The sequence below is a fragment of the Streptomyces sp. NPDC091412 genome (assembly GCF_044756885.1).
Classification (GTDB): Bacteria; Actinomycetota; Actinomycetes; order Streptomycetales; family Streptomycetaceae; genus Streptomyces.
Genome location: NZ_JBIVTV010000004.1, coordinates 698,948 through 718,249 on the forward strand (window position 1 = coordinate 698,948; position 19,302 = coordinate 718,249).

The 19,302-nt window shown below is 70.0% G+C and carries 15 protein-coding genes and 1 pseudogene; 13 read left to right on the forward strand and 3 right to left on the reverse strand.

The annotated features are described in order from the left end of the window. Nucleotides 1-105: 105 nt before the first annotated feature. A pseudogene (locus tag ACIQMV_RS14390) lies at nucleotides 106-300 on the forward strand (small hydrophobic protein); the annotation flags it as partial. 106 nt (nucleotides 301-406) lie between these two features. Here the strand turns inward: ACIQMV_RS14390 and aceE are convergent. Then, a complete protein-coding gene (gene aceE / locus ACIQMV_RS14395) occupies nucleotides 407-3,154 on the reverse strand; it encodes a pyruvate dehydrogenase (acetyl-transferring), homodimeric type (RefSeq protein WP_402592864.1) in 2,748 nt (915 codons plus the stop codon). A gap of 414 nt (nucleotides 3,155-3,568) precedes the next feature. On the opposite strand from aceE, the gene ACIQMV_RS14400 reads away from it, so the two are divergent. From ACIQMV_RS14400 to ACIQMV_RS14425, 6 genes are all read left to right on the forward strand, one after another. After that, nucleotides 3,569-4,006, forward strand: a complete 438-nt coding sequence (locus tag ACIQMV_RS14400; RefSeq protein ID WP_172632979.1) for a DUF3052 domain-containing protein — start codon at nucleotides 3,569-3,571, stop codon at nucleotides 4,004-4,006. 118 nt (nucleotides 4,007-4,124) lie between these two features. After that, nucleotides 4,125-4,583: a peroxiredoxin gene (locus ACIQMV_RS14405; RefSeq protein WP_402592865.1), complete on the forward strand. Its 459-nt coding sequence runs from the start codon at nucleotides 4,125-4,127 to the stop codon at nucleotides 4,581-4,583. A 135-nt stretch (nucleotides 4,584-4,718) separates the two neighbouring features. After that, the gene (locus ACIQMV_RS14410) at nucleotides 4,719-5,294 is read left to right on the forward strand and encodes a TerD family protein (RefSeq protein ID WP_100567001.1); all 576 of its coding nucleotides are present in this window, start codon (nucleotides 4,719-4,721) and stop codon (nucleotides 5,292-5,294) included. Between the two features lie 115 nt (nucleotides 5,295-5,409). Then, the gene (locus ACIQMV_RS14415) at nucleotides 5,410-5,988 is read left to right on the forward strand and encodes a TerD family protein (protein WP_141361260.1); all 579 of its coding nucleotides are present in this window, start codon (nucleotides 5,410-5,412) and stop codon (nucleotides 5,986-5,988) included. A 51-nt stretch (nucleotides 5,989-6,039) separates the two neighbouring features. Further along, on the forward strand, nucleotides 6,040-7,188 hold the full coding sequence (locus tag ACIQMV_RS14420; protein ID WP_402592866.1) for a DUF475 domain-containing protein: 1,149 nt from the start codon (nucleotides 6,040-6,042) through the stop codon (nucleotides 7,186-7,188). A 123-nt stretch (nucleotides 7,189-7,311) separates the two neighbouring features. Next, complete coding sequence (locus tag ACIQMV_RS14425; protein ID WP_141361264.1) at nucleotides 7,312-8,049, forward strand: Tellurium resistance; 738 nt, start codon at nucleotides 7,312-7,314, stop codon at nucleotides 8,047-8,049. Nucleotides 8,050-8,079: 30 nt separating this feature from the next. Here the strand turns inward: ACIQMV_RS14425 and ACIQMV_RS14430 are convergent, their stop codons facing one another. After that, entirely contained in the window at nucleotides 8,080-8,871 is a 792-nt protein-coding gene (locus ACIQMV_RS14430; protein WP_401771268.1) for a TerD family protein, read from the reverse strand. Between the two features lie 171 nt (nucleotides 8,872-9,042). Between ACIQMV_RS14430 and ACIQMV_RS14435 the strand changes: the two genes are divergently transcribed. From ACIQMV_RS14435 to ACIQMV_RS14445, 3 genes are read left to right on the forward strand one after another with little or no spacing between them, the layout of a single operon-like run. After that, nucleotides 9,043-10,221: an HpcH/HpaI aldolase/citrate lyase family protein gene (locus tag ACIQMV_RS14435; RefSeq protein ID WP_141361268.1), complete on the forward strand. Its 1,179-nt coding sequence runs from the start codon at nucleotides 9,043-9,045 to the stop codon at nucleotides 10,219-10,221. A 37-nt stretch (nucleotides 10,222-10,258) separates the two neighbouring features. Then, a complete protein-coding gene (locus ACIQMV_RS14440) occupies nucleotides 10,259-12,835 on the forward strand; it encodes a phosphoribosyltransferase (protein ID WP_402592867.1) in 2,577 nt (858 codons plus the stop codon). Further along, a complete protein-coding gene (locus tag ACIQMV_RS14445; RefSeq protein WP_402592868.1) occupies nucleotides 12,835-13,647 on the forward strand; it encodes an HAD family hydrolase in 813 nt (270 codons plus the stop codon). Before ACIQMV_RS14440 ends, ACIQMV_RS14445 begins: the two co-directional genes overlap by 1 nt. Nucleotides 13,648-13,677: 30 nt before the next feature. Here ACIQMV_RS14445 and ACIQMV_RS14450 read toward each other — a convergent pair whose 3' ends face one another. Further along, a complete protein-coding gene (locus tag ACIQMV_RS14450; protein WP_402592869.1) occupies nucleotides 13,678-13,899 on the reverse strand; it encodes a zinc ribbon domain-containing protein in 222 nt (73 codons plus the stop codon). Between the two features lie 385 nt (nucleotides 13,900-14,284). Between ACIQMV_RS14450 and ACIQMV_RS14455 the strand changes: the two genes are divergently transcribed. The 3 genes from ACIQMV_RS14455 to ACIQMV_RS14465 all read left to right on the forward strand — a co-directional run bounded on the left by ACIQMV_RS14455 (nucleotide 14,285) and on the right by ACIQMV_RS14465 (nucleotide 19,271). After that, complete coding sequence (locus tag ACIQMV_RS14455; protein WP_402592921.1) at nucleotides 14,285-16,456, forward strand: transglycosylase domain-containing protein; 2,172 nt, start codon at nucleotides 14,285-14,287, stop codon at nucleotides 16,454-16,456. 58 nt (nucleotides 16,457-16,514) lie between these two features. Then, nucleotides 16,515-17,843 (forward strand): hypothetical protein, encoded by a 1,329-nt coding sequence (locus tag ACIQMV_RS14460; RefSeq protein ID WP_402592870.1) that lies wholly within the window; start codon nucleotides 16,515-16,517, stop codon nucleotides 17,841-17,843. A gap of 186 nt (nucleotides 17,844-18,029) precedes the next feature. After that, complete coding sequence (locus ACIQMV_RS14465) at nucleotides 18,030-19,271, forward strand: amidase domain-containing protein (protein WP_402592871.1); 1,242 nt, start codon at nucleotides 18,030-18,032, stop codon at nucleotides 19,269-19,271. The last annotated feature ends 31 nt before the right edge of the window (nucleotides 19,272-19,302 follow it).

A 19,302-nucleotide genomic window follows, 5' to 3' on the forward strand; every position in this document is an offset into this window, starting at 1 on the left:
AGGTGACAGTGGGTCAAGTCCTCCGCAGAGGACGGGGGAGAAGCGGCCGCGGCGCGCCGCCGGAGGGGAGCGGCGCGCGGGCGGCTTCGGCGGCCGGAACCGGGGTGCGCGATCGCCGGCTTCTTCGCGCTGGGCATCGTCCTCGGCCCGGCGGCGGTCGCCTGCGGCCGGCTCGCGATGGGCCGCACCTGGACGGGCGGCCGCTCGCTCCCGGCGCTGGTCGCCGTGGTCCTGGGCGCCATCGACACGCTCCTGGCCGTCGTCCGGCTTGCCGGAGCGGCGACCCCGGGCAACGGCCTGTTCCGACACCGGAAAACCTGTTCTGACACCGGAAAAGGGAGGGCGGCGGGCCATCGGTCCGCCGCCCTCCCTTTTCGGGTTTCCGGCTCCAGACGTTTCTCCGGCTCTAGGCGTCGCCGCCCGCCGTGCCCGGGTCGGCCGCCGACACCTCCAGGATCCGGTAGCGGTCGAGGGCCTGCTTCAGCACCGACCGGTCGACCTTGCCCTCACGGGCCAGCTCCGTCAGCACCGCCAGCACGATCGACTGGGCGTCGATGTGGAAGAACCGCCGGGCCGCCCCACGGGTGTCGGCGAAGCCGAAGCCGTCGGCGCCCAGCGACTGGTACGTCCCCGGCACCCACCGCGCGATCTGGTCCGGCACCGAGCGCATCCAGTCGGAGACGGCCACGAACGGCCCCTCGGCCGCGCTCAGCCTCCGCGTCAACCACGGCACCCGCTGCTCCTCCTCCGGGTGCAGCAGGTTGTACTCCTCGCATGCCACGGCCTCGCGCCGCAGCTCGTTCCAGGAGGTCGCGGACCAGACGCCGGCCCTGACGTTCCACTCCTCGGCGAGGATCCGCTGGGCCTCGAGGGCCCACGGGACCGCCACGCCCGACGCCATGATCTGCGCCGGGATGTCGCCCGCCGTGCCCTCGCCGAGCCGGTGCAGGCCCTTGAGGATGCCCTCGACGTCGACGTCCGCCGGCTCGGCCGGCTGCTGGATCGGCTCGTTGTAGACGGTGAGGTAGTAGAAGACGTCCTCGCCGTGCGGATGCCGCTCGTCGCCGCCGTACATGCGGCGCAGGCCGTCCTGCACGATGTGCGCGATCTCGTACCCGTACGCCGGGTCGTAGGCCACGCATGCCGGGTTGGTGGAGGCCAGCAGCTGGGAGTGGCCGTCGGCGTGCTGGAGACCCTCACCGGTCAGGGTCGTGCGGCCGGCGGTCGCGCCCAGGACGAAACCGCGCGCCAGCTGGTCGGCCATCTGCCAGAACTGGTCGCCGGTGCGCTGGAAACCGAACATCGAGTAGAAGACGTACACCGGGATCAGCGGCTCGCCATGGGTGGCGTAGGCCGAGCCCGCCGCGATCAGCGAGGCCGTGCAGCCCGCCTCGGAGATGCCGTCGTGCAGCATCTGCCCGGTCGGCGACTCCTTGTAGGCGAGCAGCAGATCGCGGTCGACGGACTCGTACTGCTGGCCGAGCGGGTTGTAGATCTTCGCACTCGGGAAGAAGGAGTCCATGCCGAACGTGCGGTACTCGTCCGGCGCGATCAGCACGAACCGCCTGCCGATCTCCTTGTCCCGCATGAGGTCCTTCAGCAGCCGCACGAAGGCCATGGTGGTCGCGATGGACTGCTGGCCCGAGCCCTTCTTCACCGACGCGTACGTCCGGTCGCCCGGCAGTTCGAGCGGCTTGGAGCGCACCATCCGGGTCGGCACGTAGCCGCCGCAGCCCTTGCGGCGGTCGTGCATGTACTGGATCTCCTCGGTGTCCCGGCCCGGGTGGTAGTACGGCGGCGGGCCGGACTCCAGCTCCCGGTCGGAGATCGGCAGGTGCAGCCGGTCGCGGAAGTGCTTGAGGTCGTCGACCGTCAGCTTCTTCATCTGGTGGGTGGCGTTGCGGCCCTCGAAGTTCGGACCGAGCGTCCAGCCCTTGATCGTCTTGGCCAGGATGACCGTCGGCTGCCCCTTGTGCTCCAGGGCCGCCTTGTAGGCCGCGTAGATCTTGCGGTGGTCGTGGCCGCCGCGGCCCAGGTGCAGGATCTGCTGGTCGGTCATGTTCTCGACCATCTTGCGCAGCCGGTGGTCGTCGCCGAAGAAGTGCTCGCGGATGTAGGCGCCGGACTCGGTGGCGTAGGTCTGGAACTGGCCGTCCGGCGTGGTGTTCATCCTGTTGACCAGCACGCCGTCGCGGTCCTGGGCCAGCAGCGGGTCCCAGGTGCGGTCCCAGATCAGCTTGATGACGTTCCAGCCGGCGCCCCGGAAGACCGACTCCAGCTCCTGGATGATCTTGCCGTTGCCGCGGACCGGGCCGTCCAGGCGCTGGAGGTTGCAGTTGACCACGAAGGTCAGGTTGTCCAGGCCCTCACGGGCGGCGATGGACAACTGGCCGAGCGACTCCGGCTCGTCCATCTCGCCGTCGCCGAGGAAGGCCCACACGTGCGAGTCGGAGGTGTCCGCGATCCCGCGCGCGTGCATGTACCGGTTCATCCGGGCCTGGAAGATCGCGCCGATCGGGCCGAGGCCCATGGAGACCGTCGGGAACTCCCAGAAGTCCGGCATCGAGCGTGGATGCGGATAGCTGGACAGGCCGTACGGCGACTTGGACTTCTCCTGGCGGAAGCCGTCCAGGTGCTGTTCGGTGAGCCGGTCCAGCAGGTACGCGCGCGCGTAGATGCCCGGTGAGGCGTGCCCCTGGAAGAAGACCTGGTCGCCGCCCCGGCCGTCGTCCTTGCCGCGGAAGAAGTGGTTGAAGCCGACGTCGTAGAGGGAGGCGGAGGAGGCGAAGGTGGCGATGTGGCCGCCGACGCCGATGCCCGGCCGCTGGGCGCGGGAGACCATCACCGCGGCGTTCCAGCGCGTGGCGTTGAGGATCTTGCGCTCGATCTCCTCGTTGCCGGGGAAGAACGGCTCGCTCTTGGTGGGGATCGTGTTGACGTAGTCCGTGCTGCGCATCTCGGGCACGGCCACGCGCTTCTCGCGGGCGCGCTCGATCAGCCGGAGCATGAGGTAGCGGGCCCGCTCCCGGCCCCGCTCGTCGACCGCGGCGTCGAGCGAGTCGAGCCACTCCTGGGTCTCCTCGGGATCGAAGTCAGGAACCTGACTCGGGAGGCCGCCAATGATGATCGGGTTTCGATCGGATCCGGAAGCCACGCTGTTCCTTACCTGTCAGAGGGCTGACATGTCTGGGGCGTATCTGGGTTCGTTCTGTTGGTTTCCTGGGTTCCTGTAGGTTTGTCTGCCTGTGCCTGCACCGTTCCCCATCGTGTACCTCGCGCAAGCCGCACGTCATCTCTACCGCGAGGTAACCCTGGGGTTTCATCGGGCGTCCCCTGCCCGGACGCGTGCTCCCGAACACGCGAACCGGACAGAACGGTGTGGTGTGTGTCACCGCTGATCGCGATACCGTGTCAGGAGTTGCGGCGACACAGCCGGGATCGTCACCGTTTAGGCGGTCTGAACCGCCGGGTACTTGCGCGATCCGGCCCGCCCGTGTGGACTACGGCCAATGCTTCGCGCACGCGCGTGGCTGAAGACCTAAATCGCAACATCATCAGGAGGCAACCCGTGAGCGCGACCGCGGACCACGCGGAGGAGCGGACTAACCCGGCCGCCAGGCTGGGATTCCAGCCCGGGCAGGTGGTCCAGGAGATCGGCTACGACGACGACGTCGACCAGGACCTCCGCGAGGCCATCGAGGAAACGAGCGGCAGCGAGCTCGTGGACGAGGACTACGACGACGTGGCCGACGCCGTGGTGCTGTGGTTCCGCGACGACGACGGCGACCTGACGGATGCGCTGGTGGACGCCACCACGTACATCGAAGAGGGTGGCGCGATCCTGCTCCTGACACCGAAGACGGGCCGTTCGGGCTACGTGGAGCCGAGCGACATCTCGGAAGCCGCGACCACGGCGGGTCTGTCGGCGAGCAAGAGCGTCAGCGTCGGCAAGGACTGGAGCGGCAGCCGCCTCGCGACGCCCAAGGCAGCCAAGTCCAAGAAGTAGCTCCACCTCGTCCCAGGACCCCGGACGGGCCGACTCGTGTCGGCCCGTCCGTTGGCTTGCGGTGATCACTGCGTAGGGTGGTATCACCCGAACAGTCCCACCGAAGGGAAGCAGGACGATGGCGATCCAGGTCGGCGACAAGGCGCCCGACTTCGAACTCAAGGACAACCACGGCCAAACCGTGAAGCTGTCCGACTTCCGCGGCGAGAAGAACGTGGTGCTGCTCTTCTACCCGTTCGCCTTCACCGGTGTGTGCACCGGCGAGCTGTGCGCCCTGCGCGACAACCTGCCGAAGTTCGTCAACGACGACACCCAGCTGCTCGCCGTCTCCAACGACTCCATCCACACCCTGCGCGTCTTCGGCGAGCAGGAGGGCCTGGAGTACCCGCTGCTGAGCGATTTCTGGCCGCACGGCAACACTTCGCGCGCCTACGGCGTCTTCGACGAGGGCAAGGGCTGCGCGGTGCGCGGCACCTTCATCATCGACAAGGAGGGCGTCGTGCGCTGGACCGTGGTCAACGGCCTGCCGGACGCGCGCGACCTCAACGACTACGTGAAGGCGCTCGACACCCTGTGACCCGGTGTCCCCGACACCTGTGATTCTTCGGCTCCAGGGCCTGCGTGGCGCGGGAACCCGTCACTAGGATCGAGTCGTTGATCCCATATCCGATGCACGACGGGGCTTCCGCCCCCGGACACCAATGGAGGACTCGTGGGAGTCAGCCTCAGCAAGGGCGGCAACGTATCGCTGACGAAGGAGGCCCCGGGCCTGACCGCGGTCCTCGTCGGCCTGGGCTGGGACGCCCGCACCACGACCGGCAGCGACTTCGACCTCGACGCCAGCGCGCTGCTGCTGAACAACTCCGGCAAGGTGGTCAGCGACCAGCACTTCGTCTTCTTCAACAACCTCAAGAGCCCGGACGGCTCGGTGGAGCACACCGGTGACAACCTCACCGGTGAGGGCGAGGGCGACGACGAGACGATCAAGGTCAACCTGGCCGGCGTCCCGGCCGACGTCGACAAGATCGTCTTCCCGGTCTCGATCTACGACGCCGAGAACCGCCAGCAGTCCTTCGGACAGGTGCGCAACGCCTACATCCGCGTGGTGAACCAGGCCGGCGGCCAGGAGATCGCACGGTACGACCTCAGCGAGGACGCCTCCACCGAGACGGCCATGGTCTTCGGCGAGCTGTACCGCCACGGCGCGGAGTGGAAGTTCCGCGCCATCGGCCAGGGCTACGCGTCGGGCCTGCGCGGTATCGCGCAGGACTTCGGCGTGAACGTCTGAGTCCAGGTCTGCACGGCTTCGCACCAATCCCGACCCGTCCGGCGCCGCGCGTTTCAGCGCGGCGCCGGACGCGCAGGACAACCACACAGGCACCACCTCGGGGAGGACCAGCATCATGGGCGTCACGCTCGCCAAGGGAGGCAATGTCTCCCTCTCCAAAGCCGCACCGAACCTGACCAACGTCATGGTCGGACTCGGCTGGGAGGAGCGCTCCACCACCGGAGCCCCCTTCGACCTCGACGCCAGCGCGTTGCTGTGCAGCGGCGCCAACCGGGTGCTGGGCGACGACTGGTTCGTGTTCTACAACCAGCTCACGAGCCCGGACGGCTCGGTGGAGCACACCGGTGACAACCTCACCGGTGAGGGCGAGGGCGACGACGAGACGATCCTGGTGGACCTCACCAGGGTGCCGGCGCAGTGCGAGAAGATCGTCTTCCCGGTCTCCATCCACATGGCCGACGAGCGCGGCCAGACTTTCGGCCAGGTCTCCAACGCCTTCATCCGCGTGGTCAACCAGGCGGACGGCGCGGAACTCGCCCGCTACGACCTGAGCGAGGACGCCAGCACCGAAACCGCCATGATCTTCGGCGAGCTCTACCGCTACCACGGCGAATGGAAGTTCCGTGCCGTGGGCCAGGGGTACGCGTCGGGACTGCGCGGGATCGCTCTAGACTTCGGGGTCAACGTTTCGTAAAGGCATGTGCGGCGCGGGGGAGACCCGTACCGGATACGGATTGGGTAGCCAGTGCTTCTGAAAACATTCGGCTGGTCGTTCGCGGTCACCGCGCTCGGCCTGGCCGCGGCGGTCTTGTACGGGGGGTGGACCGCCTTCGGGATCGTGGCGATCCTGTCCATCCTCGAGATCTCGCTGTCCTTCGACAACGCGGTCGTCAACGCCGGAATCCTGAAGAAGATGAACGCCTTCTGGCAGAAGATCTTCCTCACGGTCGGTGTGCTCATCGCGGTCTTCGGCATGCGGCTGGTCTTCCCCGTCGTCATCGTCGCCATCACCGCCAAGATGGGCCCCATCGAGGCCGTCGACCTCGCGCTCAACAACAAGGACCGCTACCAGCAGCTGGTCACGGACGCCCACCCGGCGATCGCCGCGTTCGGTGGCATGTTCCTGCTGATGATCTTCCTGGACTTCATCTTCGAGGACCGGGACATCAAGTGGCTGCACTGGATCGAGCGGCCGCTCGCCAAGCTCGGCAAGATCGACATGCTGTCGGTCTGCATCGCCCTGGCCGTGCTGCTCGTCACCTCCTTCACCTTCGCCGCCAACGCCCACCAGCATGGCGGCGCGCACATCGACAAGGCGCAGACGGTGCTGATCGCCGGCATCGCCGGTCTGATCACGTACATGGTCGTCGGCGGACTGTCCGGCTACTTCGAGGACAAGCTCGAGGAAGAGGAGGAACGCGAGCACGAGGAGGAGGAAGAGGCCGCGCGCACCGGCAAGAAGCGCTCGGCGGTCGCCCTGGCCGGCAAGGCCGCGTTCTTCATGTTCCTCTACCTCGAGGTGCTCGACGCGTCCTTCTCCTTCGACGGCGTGATCGGCGCCTTCGCCATCACCAACGACATCGTCCTGATGGCCCTCGGCCTCGGCATCGGTGCCATGTACGTCCGTTCGCTCACGGTCTACCTGGTCCGCCAGGGCACCCTCGACGACTACGTCTACCTGGAGCACGGCGCGCACTACGCGATCGGCGCGCTGGCCGTGATCCTCATGGTCACCATCCAGTACGAGATCAACGAGGTGATCACCGGCCTGGTCGGCGTGGTCCTCATCGCCTGGTCCTTCTGGTCCTCGGTGCGCCGCAACCGCGCCCTGGCGGCGGCCGAGACGAGCGCCGCGGGGGCGGACGCGCAGAGCGAGGTCTCCTCAGGGGTGTGACAGCCCTCCGGGTGAGGGAACGCTCTTGTGCGGGGCGGCCGACGAGGACCGGGTCGAACCGGTCCTTCGGGGCCGCCCCGTCGCATGGGTCCGGTGTGCGGTGAACTGGGGGCGGAAAGGGACATGGGCTTCTTCGACGGTCTGCTGGGAGGACGCGCGGCCGACTTCGACTCGGGCAGCGCCTCGTCCAACGCGATCGAGCTGACCAAGCGGCACCATCAGGTGTCGCTGACCAAGCAGGGCGCGGCCACCGGGCATCTGCGCGTCAACCTGACCTGGCGGATGCGCACCTCGGACTTCGACGGTCCGGCCCGGCAGAGCCTGCTGCGGCACCCGTTCAAGGCGCTCAAGCCGCCGGAGGTGCAAGGGCACAGCCAGAGCATGGTCAACGTCGACCTCGACCTCGGCTGCATGTACGAGCTGTCCGACGGCACCAAGGGCGTCGTACAGCCCCTCGGCGGCTTCCTCGGCGACGTGAACGCACCGCCGTACGTCAAGCTCAGCGGCGACGACCGGTTCGGGTCCGCGTCCGGCGAGACCATGTACATCAACCTCGACCACCGGGACGAGATCAAACGGCTGCTGGTCTTCGTCTACATCTACGACCAGACACCCGCCTTCGACCGCACCCACGCGATCGTCACGATGTATCCGAGCAACGGCCCGCGCATCGAGATCGGCCTCGACGAACGCCACCCGCAGGCACGCTCGTGCGCGGTGGTCCTGATCGAGAACGTCAAGGGTGAACTGGTCGTCCGCCGCGAGGTCAAGTTCGTCTACGGCTTCCAGTCGGAACTGGACCGCCTGTACGGCTGGGGCCTCCAGTGGGGGCGGGGCTACAAGTCCAAGGCGGACCGGTAGCGCGAGCCGGGCGTCCCCCGGCCGTACCGCCTACCGCCCGATGAACTGCGGCCCCTGCGGCGGCAGCCGGAACTCCGGGTCGGGCGCGGCCGCCACCGGCGGGGGATACCCGTACCCGGACGGGGCCGTGGCCGCCACCGGCTGCTGCGGGTAGCCGTACACCGGCTGCGGATACCCGTAGGCCGGCTGAGCCGCCGAGGGCACCTGCACGGGCTGCTCCGGCGGCAGCGGCTGCGCGGCCGGAGCGGCGCCCGCGCCCTGCGAGCCCTGCGCCTCCTCCGACTCGTCCACCGAGATGCCGAAGTCCGTGGCGAGGCCCTTCAGGCCGTTCGAATAGCCCTCGCCGAGCGCGCGGAACTTCCAGCCGTCGCCCCGCCGGTACAGCTCACCGCAGATCAGCGCGGTCTCCTGGCCGGTCTCCGGTTTGATGTCGAAGTAGGCCAGCGGCTCCTCATCGGCGGCCGTCGCGTCGTACAGCAGGATGCGCAGCCCCTGGACGACGTCGAAGGCGACGCCGTCCGCCGAGGCGACCAGCAGGATCCGGAGCACGTCCGGGTCCAGCCCGGCGAGATCCGTCTGGACCGTGTCCGTCAGGCCGTCGGCGACCCGCTTCTTGCCCAGCCGCCAGACCTTCCCGGACGGATGCCGCGGCTGGTTGTAGAAGACGAAGTCCTCGTCGGAGCGCACACGGCCGCCGGGACCCAGGACCAGCGCGGAGGCGTCGACGTCCGGGATGCCCTGCCCGGGCGTCCAGCGCACCACGGCCCGTACCGTGGTGACGTCCAGTGGGACGTTCGACCCTTTCAGCATCGCGTGCGTCATGCGGTCATCCTGCCTTCTCCGTCCTGGTCACGACAACGCGGGGCATGGACACGGCCGGGTTACCTGAAATTCATGCCCCACGGGAACCTCGGACATGGATTCGTACGTACTATTACCGGCCACCTTTTGACAGTCTTCGCAGGCCGCTCGATGCGCCACGGGGGGAGCTTCATGCGTCATTTCGGGCACCTCGCCACCGAGGTGCGGCAGCGCCTGTTCCATCAGGAGCCGTGCGAGTTCACCGCCGGCTCCCCGGCGCGGACGCTCTCCGCGGCCCTGGGCGCCACGCTCTACAGCCCGGCCACCCGGCCGCGGCTCGCCGACGACATCGTCAAGCAGGCGGGGCGTGGTGTGGTCTCGATGGTGCTGTGCCTGGAGGACTCGATCGACGACGCCGAGGTGGAACACGGCGAGGAGAACCTGGTCCGGCAGTTCGCCGAACTGGCCGCGCTCGAGCGGGCGTCCGGCTCCGTGGAGCTCCCGCTGCTGTTCATCCGGGTCCGCGTCCCCGAGCAGATCCCCGACCTGGTGCGGCGCCTCGGGCCCGCGGTGCGGCTGCTGTCCGGGTTCGTGCTGCCGAAGTTCACCGCGGAGCGGGGCATTCCGTTCCTGGAGGCGGTGCAGGCCGCCGAGGCGGGGAGCGGACGGCGGCTGTTCGCCATGCCGGTCCTCGAATCGCCCGAGCTGCTCTACCGGGAGTCGCGGGTGGAGACCCTGGAGGGGATCTTCCGCGCGGTCGACAAGTACCGCGACCGGGTGCTCGCGCTGCGCCTCGGCGTGACGGACTTCTGCTCCTCGTACGGGCTGCGCAGGGCCCCCGACATGACCGCCTACGACCTCCAGGTCGTCGCCTCCGTGATCGCCGACGTGGTGAACATGCTGGGGCGCGCCGACGGCACCGGGTTCACGGTGACCGGGCCGGTGTGGGAGTACTTCCGGGTGCAGGAGCGCATGTTCAAGCCACAGTTGCGGCAGAGCCCCTTCATGGAGGTGCAGGCCGTCGAGCTTCGCGAGAAGCTGATCGAGCACGCGATGGACGGGCTGCTGCGGGAGATCTCCCTGGACCAGGCCAACGGGCTGCTCGGCAAGACCTGCATCCACCCCTCCCACGTCCTGCCCGTGCACGCGCTGTCGGTGGTCAGCCACGAGGAGTTCAGCGACGCGGCGGACATCCTGCGGCCCGAGCGCGGCGGCGGGGGCGTCCTGAGGTCGGCGTACACGAACAAGATGAACGAAGTGAAGCCGCACCGCGCCTGGGCCGAGCGGACCCTGCTGCGCGCCGAGGTCTTCGGTGTCGCGCGGGAGGACGTCGGCTTCGTGGAACTGCTGGCCGCCGCGGTCTCCGACTGACCGCACCGCATCACCGCCGAGGGCACACAAGGAAGGCATGAACAAGCCAGTGAACGACGGGCTCTGGTCCGGCACCTGGGTCGCCGAGCGACTCGGGGTCGAACTCGTGGGCGACGACCGGCTGACGGGCCTGCTGGGTCTCGCGCTGCGCCGCAACCCCAAGCGGGCGCACCTGCTCGTGTCCAACGTGCTCGGCAAGCACGTGCCGCAGTCGCCCTCGGTCGTGTACGGCCACGGGTTCGCCCTGGGCCGCCGGGTCCGCGACCTGCTGGGCGCCGACCAGTGCGGCCGGGCGGTCGTCCTGGGCTACGCGGAGACCGCGACGGGCCTCGGCCACGCGGTCGCGGACGGCCTCGGCACCGCGCCGTACCTGCACTCCACACGCCGCCCGGTCCCCGGCGTCGCCCCGGCCGGCGGCTTCGAGGAGTCCCACTCGCACGCCACCTCCCACCTCCTGCTGCCCGAGAACCCCGCCCTGCTGGCCTCCGACGGCCCGCTGGTCCTGGTGGACGACGAGTTCTCCACCGGCAACACGGTCCTGAACACCATCCGCGACCTGCACGCCCGCTATCCGCGCAAGCGGTACGTCGTGGTCGCGCTGGTCGACATGCGGACCCCGTCCGACGCGGACCGCCTGCGGCAGTTCGCCGACCGGATCGACGCCCAGGTGTCCCTGGTGACCACCGCCTCCGGCACGGTCCGCCTCCCCGCGGACGTCCTGGAGAGGGGCCAGGACCTCGTCGCACACCACGAGGCAGCCCAACCGGCCGCGTTCCGCACGGCGCAGGTACCACCCCCGGCCGGTGCTTCGGCGGGGGCGGAGGGCACTGCCGTGTGTGAGGCGTCCGTCGTTCCGGGGCAGCGGGGGGCCGGGCGGGTCCGGCGGGTCGAGTTGCGCTGGCCCCGGGGGGTGCCGGACGGGGGGCGGCACGGGTTCACGCCGGTGCACCGGGACCGGCTGGAGTGGGCGCTGCCCGCCATGGCCGCCCGGATCGCCGAGGCGTTGCCCCGGGACGCGCGGCAGGTGCTGGTGCTCGGCTGCGAGGAGCTGATGTACGCGCCGCTGCGGCTGGCGCGGGAGGTGGAGCAGGTCGTGGAGGCCGAGGTGCGGTACTCCACCACCACCCGCTCGCCCGTGCTGGCCGTGGACGACCCCGGTTACGCGATCCGCACCCGGCTGGTCTTCCCGGCGCACGACGACCCGGCCGACGGCCCCGGCGAGCGCTACGCCTACAACGTCGCCGGCGGCGGCTTCGACGCCGTGGTCGCCGTCGTCGACTCCGCCGCCGACACCCCCGAACTGCACGCGCCCACCGGCCTGCTGGCCCGGCTCGCCGCGCACACCCCGCACGTCCTGCTCGCGGTCGTGCCCTCGTACCACCCCGTGCCCCCGCACGCCCCCGAAAGGTCCCCGATGCTGCCCGAGCCCCTCCGCGGCCCCGCCTTCTCCTCGTACGCGCCCGACGAGGTCGGCTGGCTGCTCCAGGACCTCTCGGACGCGACGCTGGAGGCGCCGACGGAGGAGCGCGAGGAGGCGATCCAGAGCGGCGGCGCCCACTACGCCGAGTCGCTGCCGGTGGAGTACCAGCCCAGCGAGCAGTACCAGGAGCTGTTCCACACGGCCCTGACGGCCTCCGCCGCGCGGATCGCCCGGGCCGTGGGCGTGGTCACCGAGACGATCCTCGCCGAACTCCCCCTGCGCCGGAGGAACCCGGCCGGGGCGGAGGAGACCTCGGGCGCCGGCCCCGTGCTCGTCTCGCTGGCCCGCGCCGGGACACCCGTCGGCGTACTGATGCGGCGCTGGGCCCGGTTCCGGCACGGCCGGGACCTGCCGCACTACGCGGTGTCGATCGTGCGCGGCCGCGGCATCGACACCAACGCGCTGCGCTGGCTGGCCGCCCACCACGACCCCCGCGACGTCGTCTTCGTCGACGGCTGGACCGGCAAGGGCGCCATCACCCGCGAACTGACGCGGGCGATCAGGGAGTTCGAGGAGCGCGAAGGGATCACCGGGTTCGACCCGGAGATCGCGGTGCTGGCCGACCCCGGTTCGTGCGTGCGGACGTACGGCACCCGGGAGGACTTCCTCATACCCTCCGCCTGCCTCAACTCCACCGTGTCCGGCCTGATCTCGCGGACCGTGCTGCGCGCGGACCTGGTCGGCCCGCACGACTTCCACGGCGCGAAGTTCTACCGCGAACTGGCCGGCGCCGACGTGTCGAACGTCTTCCTCGGCGCCGTCTCCCAGTGCTTCCCCGAGGTCGCCGACAGCGTCGACACCGCCGCCAAGGAACTGCTGTCCACCGACCGCACCCCCACCTGGGAGGGCTGGGCGGCGGTCGAGCGCATCAGCGAGGAGTACGGCATCCACGACGTGAACCTGGTCAAGCCCGGCGTCGGCGAGACCACCCGCGTGCTGCTGCGCCGGGTGCCGTGGAAGATCCTGGCGCGGGCCGGCGCCGGCGCCGACCTGGACCACGTACGGCTGCTGGCCGCGCAGCGCGGGGTCCCGGTCGAGGAGGTGGACGAACTGCCGTACAGCTGCGTGGGGTTGATCCACCCCCGGTACACGCGCGGGGCGACCGGGGCCGACGGCAGGGCGGTGACCCTCTGATGCCGGTCCTGGTGGCGAGCGATCTCGACCGTACGCTCATCTACTCCTCCGCCGCCCTGGCGCTGACCATGCCGGACGCGCGGGCACCCAGGCTGCTGTGCGTGGAGGTGCACGAGAGCAGGCCGCTGTCGTACCTGACCGAGACGGCGGCCCAGCTGCTCACCGATCTCGCCGACGCGGCGGTGTTCGTGCCCGCCACGACCCGCACCCGCAAGCAGTACCTGCGCATCAACCTGCCGGGCCCGGCCCCGACGTACGCCGTCTGCGCCAACGGCGGCCATCTGCTGGTGGACGGCGTGTCGGACGGCGACTGGCACCGGCGGGTCCTCGCGCGGCTGGCCGACGAGTGCGCGTCGCTCGCGGAGGTCCAGGAGCACCTGCTGCGCACCGCCGACCCGGCCTGGGTGCGCAAGCACCGCGTCGCCGAGGATCTGTTCGCCTACCTCGTGGTGGAGCGCGAGCTGCTGCCCGAGGAGTGGGTGAAGGAGCTGGCCGCGTGGGCGGCCGGCCGGGGCTGGACGGTCTCGTTGCAGGGCCGCAAGCTCTACGCCGTCCCCAAGCCGCTGACCAAGAGCGCCGCCGTGCGCGAGGTGGCCCGCCGCACCGGCGCCGACCTCGTCCTCGGCGCCGGCGACTCGCTGCTGGACGCCGACCTGCTGCACGCCGTGGACCGCGGCTGGCGGCCCGGACACGGCGAACTGGCCGACACCGGCTGGACGGCACCCGGCATCGCCGCCCTGCCCGAGCGCGGGGTGCTCGCCGGCGAGCGGATCGTGCGGGAGTTCCTCAGGGCGGCCCGGGCGCCCCGGTAGGAACGTCAGCCGCGGCAGCCGGTAGGAGCGTCAGCCGCAGCAGCCTCCGCCGCAGCACCCGCCGCCGCCCGAGCCGGACCGCGGCGCGGGTGCCGGGGTGGCCGCCGAGCCGCCCACCGCGACCGTGGACAGCAGCTTGACCGTGTCGTCGTGCCCGGCGGGGCAGCTCGCCGGGGCGGACGACTCCGCCATGGGACGACTCAGTTCGAAGGTGTCGCCGCAGCTCCGGCAGCGGTACTCGTAGCGAGGCATGTGCCCAGATTAACGGGCGTGACCGGACGCACAGCCCTTCGTGTTTCTTATGTCTTGGTTTCTGTCCAGTTCTTGTGCGGAGAAATTGAAAAGACGGCTGATAATTTTGTAGCGCCGCGAGGGCCGCGTGGCGGCTGCGAACAAGGGGGAGGGCAGCCGCAGTTGCGGTGACTGTGTCGACCCGCGCGAGCAAGACGAAAGTGCGGAGGAGGACGCAGTAGTGACGGAGGCAGGGCGGGGGGACGGCCTTCCGGAGGAGGACCGCCGGACCGGCGGGAGCCGCGCCGAGGACGGACCACCGGACCCGTCGCGGACCGACCGGTCGGTGCGTGCGGAGGAAACGATCCAGCTCAAGGTCGACGCGCTGCGCCGGGCGGACGAGACCATGCAGCTGAAGGTCGACGCCCTCCGCAGCCGGCACACGAGCGCGCAGCCGCACGAGACGATGCAGTTACGCGCCTTACAGACGCAGCCCGAACCGCCCGACCCGCCCGACCCGCCCGACCCGCCCGACGGTCCGCCCCGGCGGCGCGCCGACCGCCGCAAGCCGCGCAACGGCCCCACGCTCCCCCCGGCCCTGACCCGGCGCCTCGCCCCCCTCGTCGCGGTGGCCGCGCCGTACGCACGGAAACTGAAACCGGTCTACCCGCGCCCCGGCCGCACCGGCTGGCGGCGCTGGCTGCCCTCCTGGAAGCAGTGGCTCGGCGCCACCCTCTCGGCCCTGGGCCTGAGCACCGTCCTCCTGACCATCGCCTACGCCGCGACCGACATTCCGCGGAACCTGAACACCTACGCCACCCAGCAGGACAACGTCTACTTCTGGTCCGACGGCACCCCCATGGCCCGTACCGGCTGGGTGCAGCGCCAGGCGATGCCGCTGAAGGACATACCCGAGGACGTCCGCTGGGCGGTCCTCGCGGCCGAGAACGAGAGCTTCTACAGCGACCCCGGCATCTCCTTCACGGGCATCGGCCGGGCCCTGTGGCGCACCGTCGGCAAGGGCGACACCCAGGGCGGCTCCACCATCACCCAGCAGTACGTCAAGAACGTCTACCTCTCCCAGGACCAGTCCGTCAGCCGCAAGTTCACCGAGGCGATGATCGCGCTCAAGCTGGACAACCGGATGAGCAAGGACAAGATCCTCGAGGGCTACCTCAACACCAGCTGGTTCGGCCGCGGCACCTACGGCATCCAGCGCGCCGCCCAGGCCTACTACGGCAAGGACGTCGGCGACCTCGACGCCAGCGAGGCCGCCTTCCTCGCCTCCCTGCTCAAGGGCGCCGGGCTCTACGACCCCACCCTGAGCCCGGCCAACCACAGCCGGGCCGTGGAGCGCTGGACCTGGACCCTCGACCGCATGGTCAAGATCGGCAAGCTGTCGCGGGCCGAACGCGCCAAGTTCCGCACGTTCCCCGAGCCGCTCAAGCGCAACCCGCTCTACGACACCGGTCAGCAGAGCGACTACCTGGTCGAACTGGCCTCGCAGTACGCCAGGAAGACCGCGCACATCACCGACCAGCAGTTCGACCTGGGCGGCTACCAGATCTACACCACCTTCGACCGCAAGCGGGAGAGCACACTGACCGACGAGGTCACCAAGGCCCGCAAGAAGGCGCGGAAGACCAGCCCCGGCCCGGCCGCGACCGTGCACTACGGCGCCGCCTCCGTGGCCGCCGACGGCCGCATCCTCGCCGTCTACGGCGGCCCCGACCACCGCACCCAGGGCTACAACGAGTCCAACGCCTCCACCGTCCCCGCCGGTTCGGCCTTCCTGCCGTTCGTCTACGCGGCCGGACTCGAGCACGGCGTCACCAAGCGGCGTGACGTCCCCAGGGAGCAGGTCACCCCCCAGACCCTCTACGACGGCGACGACGACGTGCCCGTCACCACCCCCGAGGGCCCCTACTGGGACCGCAGCGGAAAGAAGGTGTCCGCCCACAACGACGACAAGAAGTCCTGGGGGCGGATCAGCCTGCACCAGGCGCTCGCGAACTCCGTGAACACGCCGTTCATGCAACTCGGCATGGACACCGGGCTGGACCGGGTCAAGCAGACCGCCCAGGCGGCCGGACTGCTGCCCTCCAGCATGGGCCCGCAGGTGCCGGCGCTGTCCCTGGGCAGCTCCACCCCGAGCGCGATCCGGATGGCCAGCGGCTACGCCACCTTCGCCGCCAAGGGCACGCACACCGAGCCGTACTCGGTGCGGCGCATCACCCGCAACGGCTCCTCCGTCCGGCTGGACACCCCGGCCACACGGCGCGCGTTCGGCCGGGGCGTGGCCGAGGCGGTCACCGAGGCGCTCGGCGACTCCTTCCGCACCGCCCACCCGGGCGCGGCGTCCGGCACGGCGCCGGTCGCGGGCAAGGCCGGCACCACCGAGGACGACACCGCCGCCTGGTACGCGGGCACGGTTGAGTCGGTGTCCACGGCGGTCGTCGTCTACCGCATGGACCTGGCCAAGAGCCTCGAACCGCTGCCGCTGGAAGGAGTCGCCGGCAGCCCGGCCGACGGCGTTCCCTACGGGATCTGGGCCGGTGCCATGAACCCACTCGGCTGAACCCGGCGGCCCGGCCGCACCCACCCCCCACCACCCCCCCTCGCAGATTGAGCCCCCCATGAAGTCAACCGGCCGTCGGCGCAAGGCCCGTGCGCCCCGCCGCGCCACCCGCCCCGAGTTCCTGACCCTGGCCGCCCTGCTGGTCGTCGCCTCCGTGGTGGCGGGGTTCCTGACGCTGACCCGTGCCGACTCGACCACGCCGACCGCGTCCGCCGGATCCAAGAAAGCGGATGCCAAGGCCGGCCCCGAGGAAGGCCCCAAGGACGGCCCCAAGGACGCCGGTTCCCCGTCCGGGGCGGCCGAGGAGCCCGAGTGGGACGGGAAGGTCCGGGTGCTCGGCGACGGCTCCACCTCCTACACCGGCCCGCAGAAGGCCGAGTGGAAGCCGAAGCCGCTCAAACCCGGCGAGAAACCGCCGCAGTTCGTGGTCTTCTCCTGGGACGGCGCCCTGGAGGGCGACGACCGCCTGTTCTCGCACTACCGCGAGCTGGCCAGGGAGTACGACGCCCACATGACCTTCTTCCTCACGGGCATCTACCTGCTGCCCAAGGCCAAGAAGGACCTCTACCACCCGCCGCAGCACTCGGCGGGCGCCGCCGCCATCGACTACGCCACCGTGGACCACATCCGCACCACCCTGGAGCAGCTCGGCGCGGCGTACGAGGACGGCAATGAGATCGGCACCCACTTCAACGGCCACTTCTGCGGCGCCAAGGGCGGCGGCGACTGGAGCGTCAAGGAGTGGAAGAGCGAGATCGACCAGTTCTACTCCTTCGCGGAGAAGTGGAAGACCAACAGCGGCCTCACCGACGTCCCGCCGCTGCCCTTCGACTTCAGGAAGGAGATCACCGGCGGACGCGCGCCCTGCCTGGAGGGGCAGCCCAACCTGCTGAAGGCCATCAAGGACTACGGCTGGCGCTACGACGCCAGTTCGCCCGGCGACTTCCAGATCTGGCCGTCGAAGAAGGAGGGCATCTGGGACTTCCCGCTCCAGATGCTCCCCTACGAGGACGGCAAGTACCAGGGCCTGTCGATGGACTTCAACTTCCTCTACAACCAGTCCAACGGTGAGACCCAGGGCGATCCGGCCAACTTCCCGCAGTGGGAGCAGCAGACCGTCGACTCCTACATGGCCGGATTCAACCGCGTCTACTACGGCAGCCGGGCGCCCCTGTTCGTCGGCAACCACTTCGAGGACTGGAACGGCGGCATCTACATGAAGGCCATCGACCAGGTCGTCAAGAACATCTGCACCAAGAAGGACGTCAAGTGCGTCTCGTTCCGGGAGCTCGCCGACTGGCTGGACGTCCAGAAGCCGGAGACGCTGCAACGGCTGCGCGCCCTGGACCCGGCCCAGTCCCCCGACTGGTCGTCGGTGGTCAACTGACGTGTGGGACTGAGGAGTTCCGCTTGTGGCCCCCGCTCCACAGCAGCTCCACACCGCATGCGAAGATGCCGTCGCCCGGTAGGTCTACCGGCGTAGAGGGGAACACCATTGAAATCAAGAAAATTAAGCCGTAAACGGCGTCGCGCCACCATAGTCTCGGCGGCGGCCGCCTCGGTCGTCGCCGGCGTGGCGCTGGTGCCCAACTGGAGCGCGGGCGCGGCGGTCACCGACGACCCGACGGTGGACGCGGCCACCAGGGCCACCTTCCAGAAGCTGGCCGACGCGGTCTTCACCGACCGCACCCAGGCCCTGGTGGACGACGCCCCGGGAAGCAGGGGACGCCACCACCGGCTGACGTCCGGCTTCTCCGGCAAGGTCCGCCTGTCCGGCACGCAGTCGCGCGAGGAGACCTCCGCCCTGGACCAACTGCGCGGCCGCAAGGCGCGGCTCGCGAAGCTGGGTGAGAAGTACAGCGCCGCCAAGACCAGCGTGTCGCTGGACGCCACCCAGGTGAAGGGCCGCGACGCCAAGGTCGCCGTCACCGAGACCACGACCCTGACGTACCGGAAGGTCCGCGGCAACGAGCCGAAGACCACCGGCTTCCAGGCCCACCACGAGCTGACGTTCAGGGCCGACCAGCAGGGCAACTGGCAGCTGACGCGCATCCGCGACACGGACGACGGCGTCGCCGTCAACCAGATCGCCGCACCGCCCGTGGTCACGCCTCCGACCGCGAAGCCGTCGACCACGGCACCGACCGCGAAGGCCTCGACCAAGGCGCCCACCCCGGCTCCGACCACCCAGGCCCCGACCACCGCGGCTCCGACCACCGCGGCCCCGGCTGCCTCCAGCACGGCCCCCAGCGTCGCCGCCGACGGCAACCCGCCGTCGGCCCCCCGCGCGGCCATCACCACGAAGCCGCCCGCCGCGCCGAAGAACCTCTCCGGCGGCGCCTACGACTACAAGGCCATGGCGGCGTACGCGACGAAGTACTGGAACAACTACAACCCCGACTACCCCGACTTCAACGGGGCGGGAGCCGGTGGCGACTGCACCAACTTCGTCAGCCAGTCCCTCAAGGCGGGCGGCTGGAAGCACGAACCCGGCTACACGTACGACTTCCACAAGTGGTTCGGGAACTCCGAGATCCAGTCGGACTCGTTCGTCGGCGTCAACGAGTTCTCCTGGTTCGCCCTGTCCTCCAAGCGGGTCACCAGCCTCGCCAACGTCTACCAGATGGACATCGGCGACGTGCTCCAGGTGGACTTCAACCGGGACGGGTCCAAGGACCACTCCATGATCGTCACGTCCCGCACCGCGCAGGGCGTGCCGTACCTGTCGTACCACTCCACCAACACCTACAACAGGTCGGTGGCGAGCATCATCGCCTCCTACCCGGACGCGTACTACTACGCCTACCGGACCTGAGCGGTGCCTTCCGGGAGCGGGGGGCGGGCCG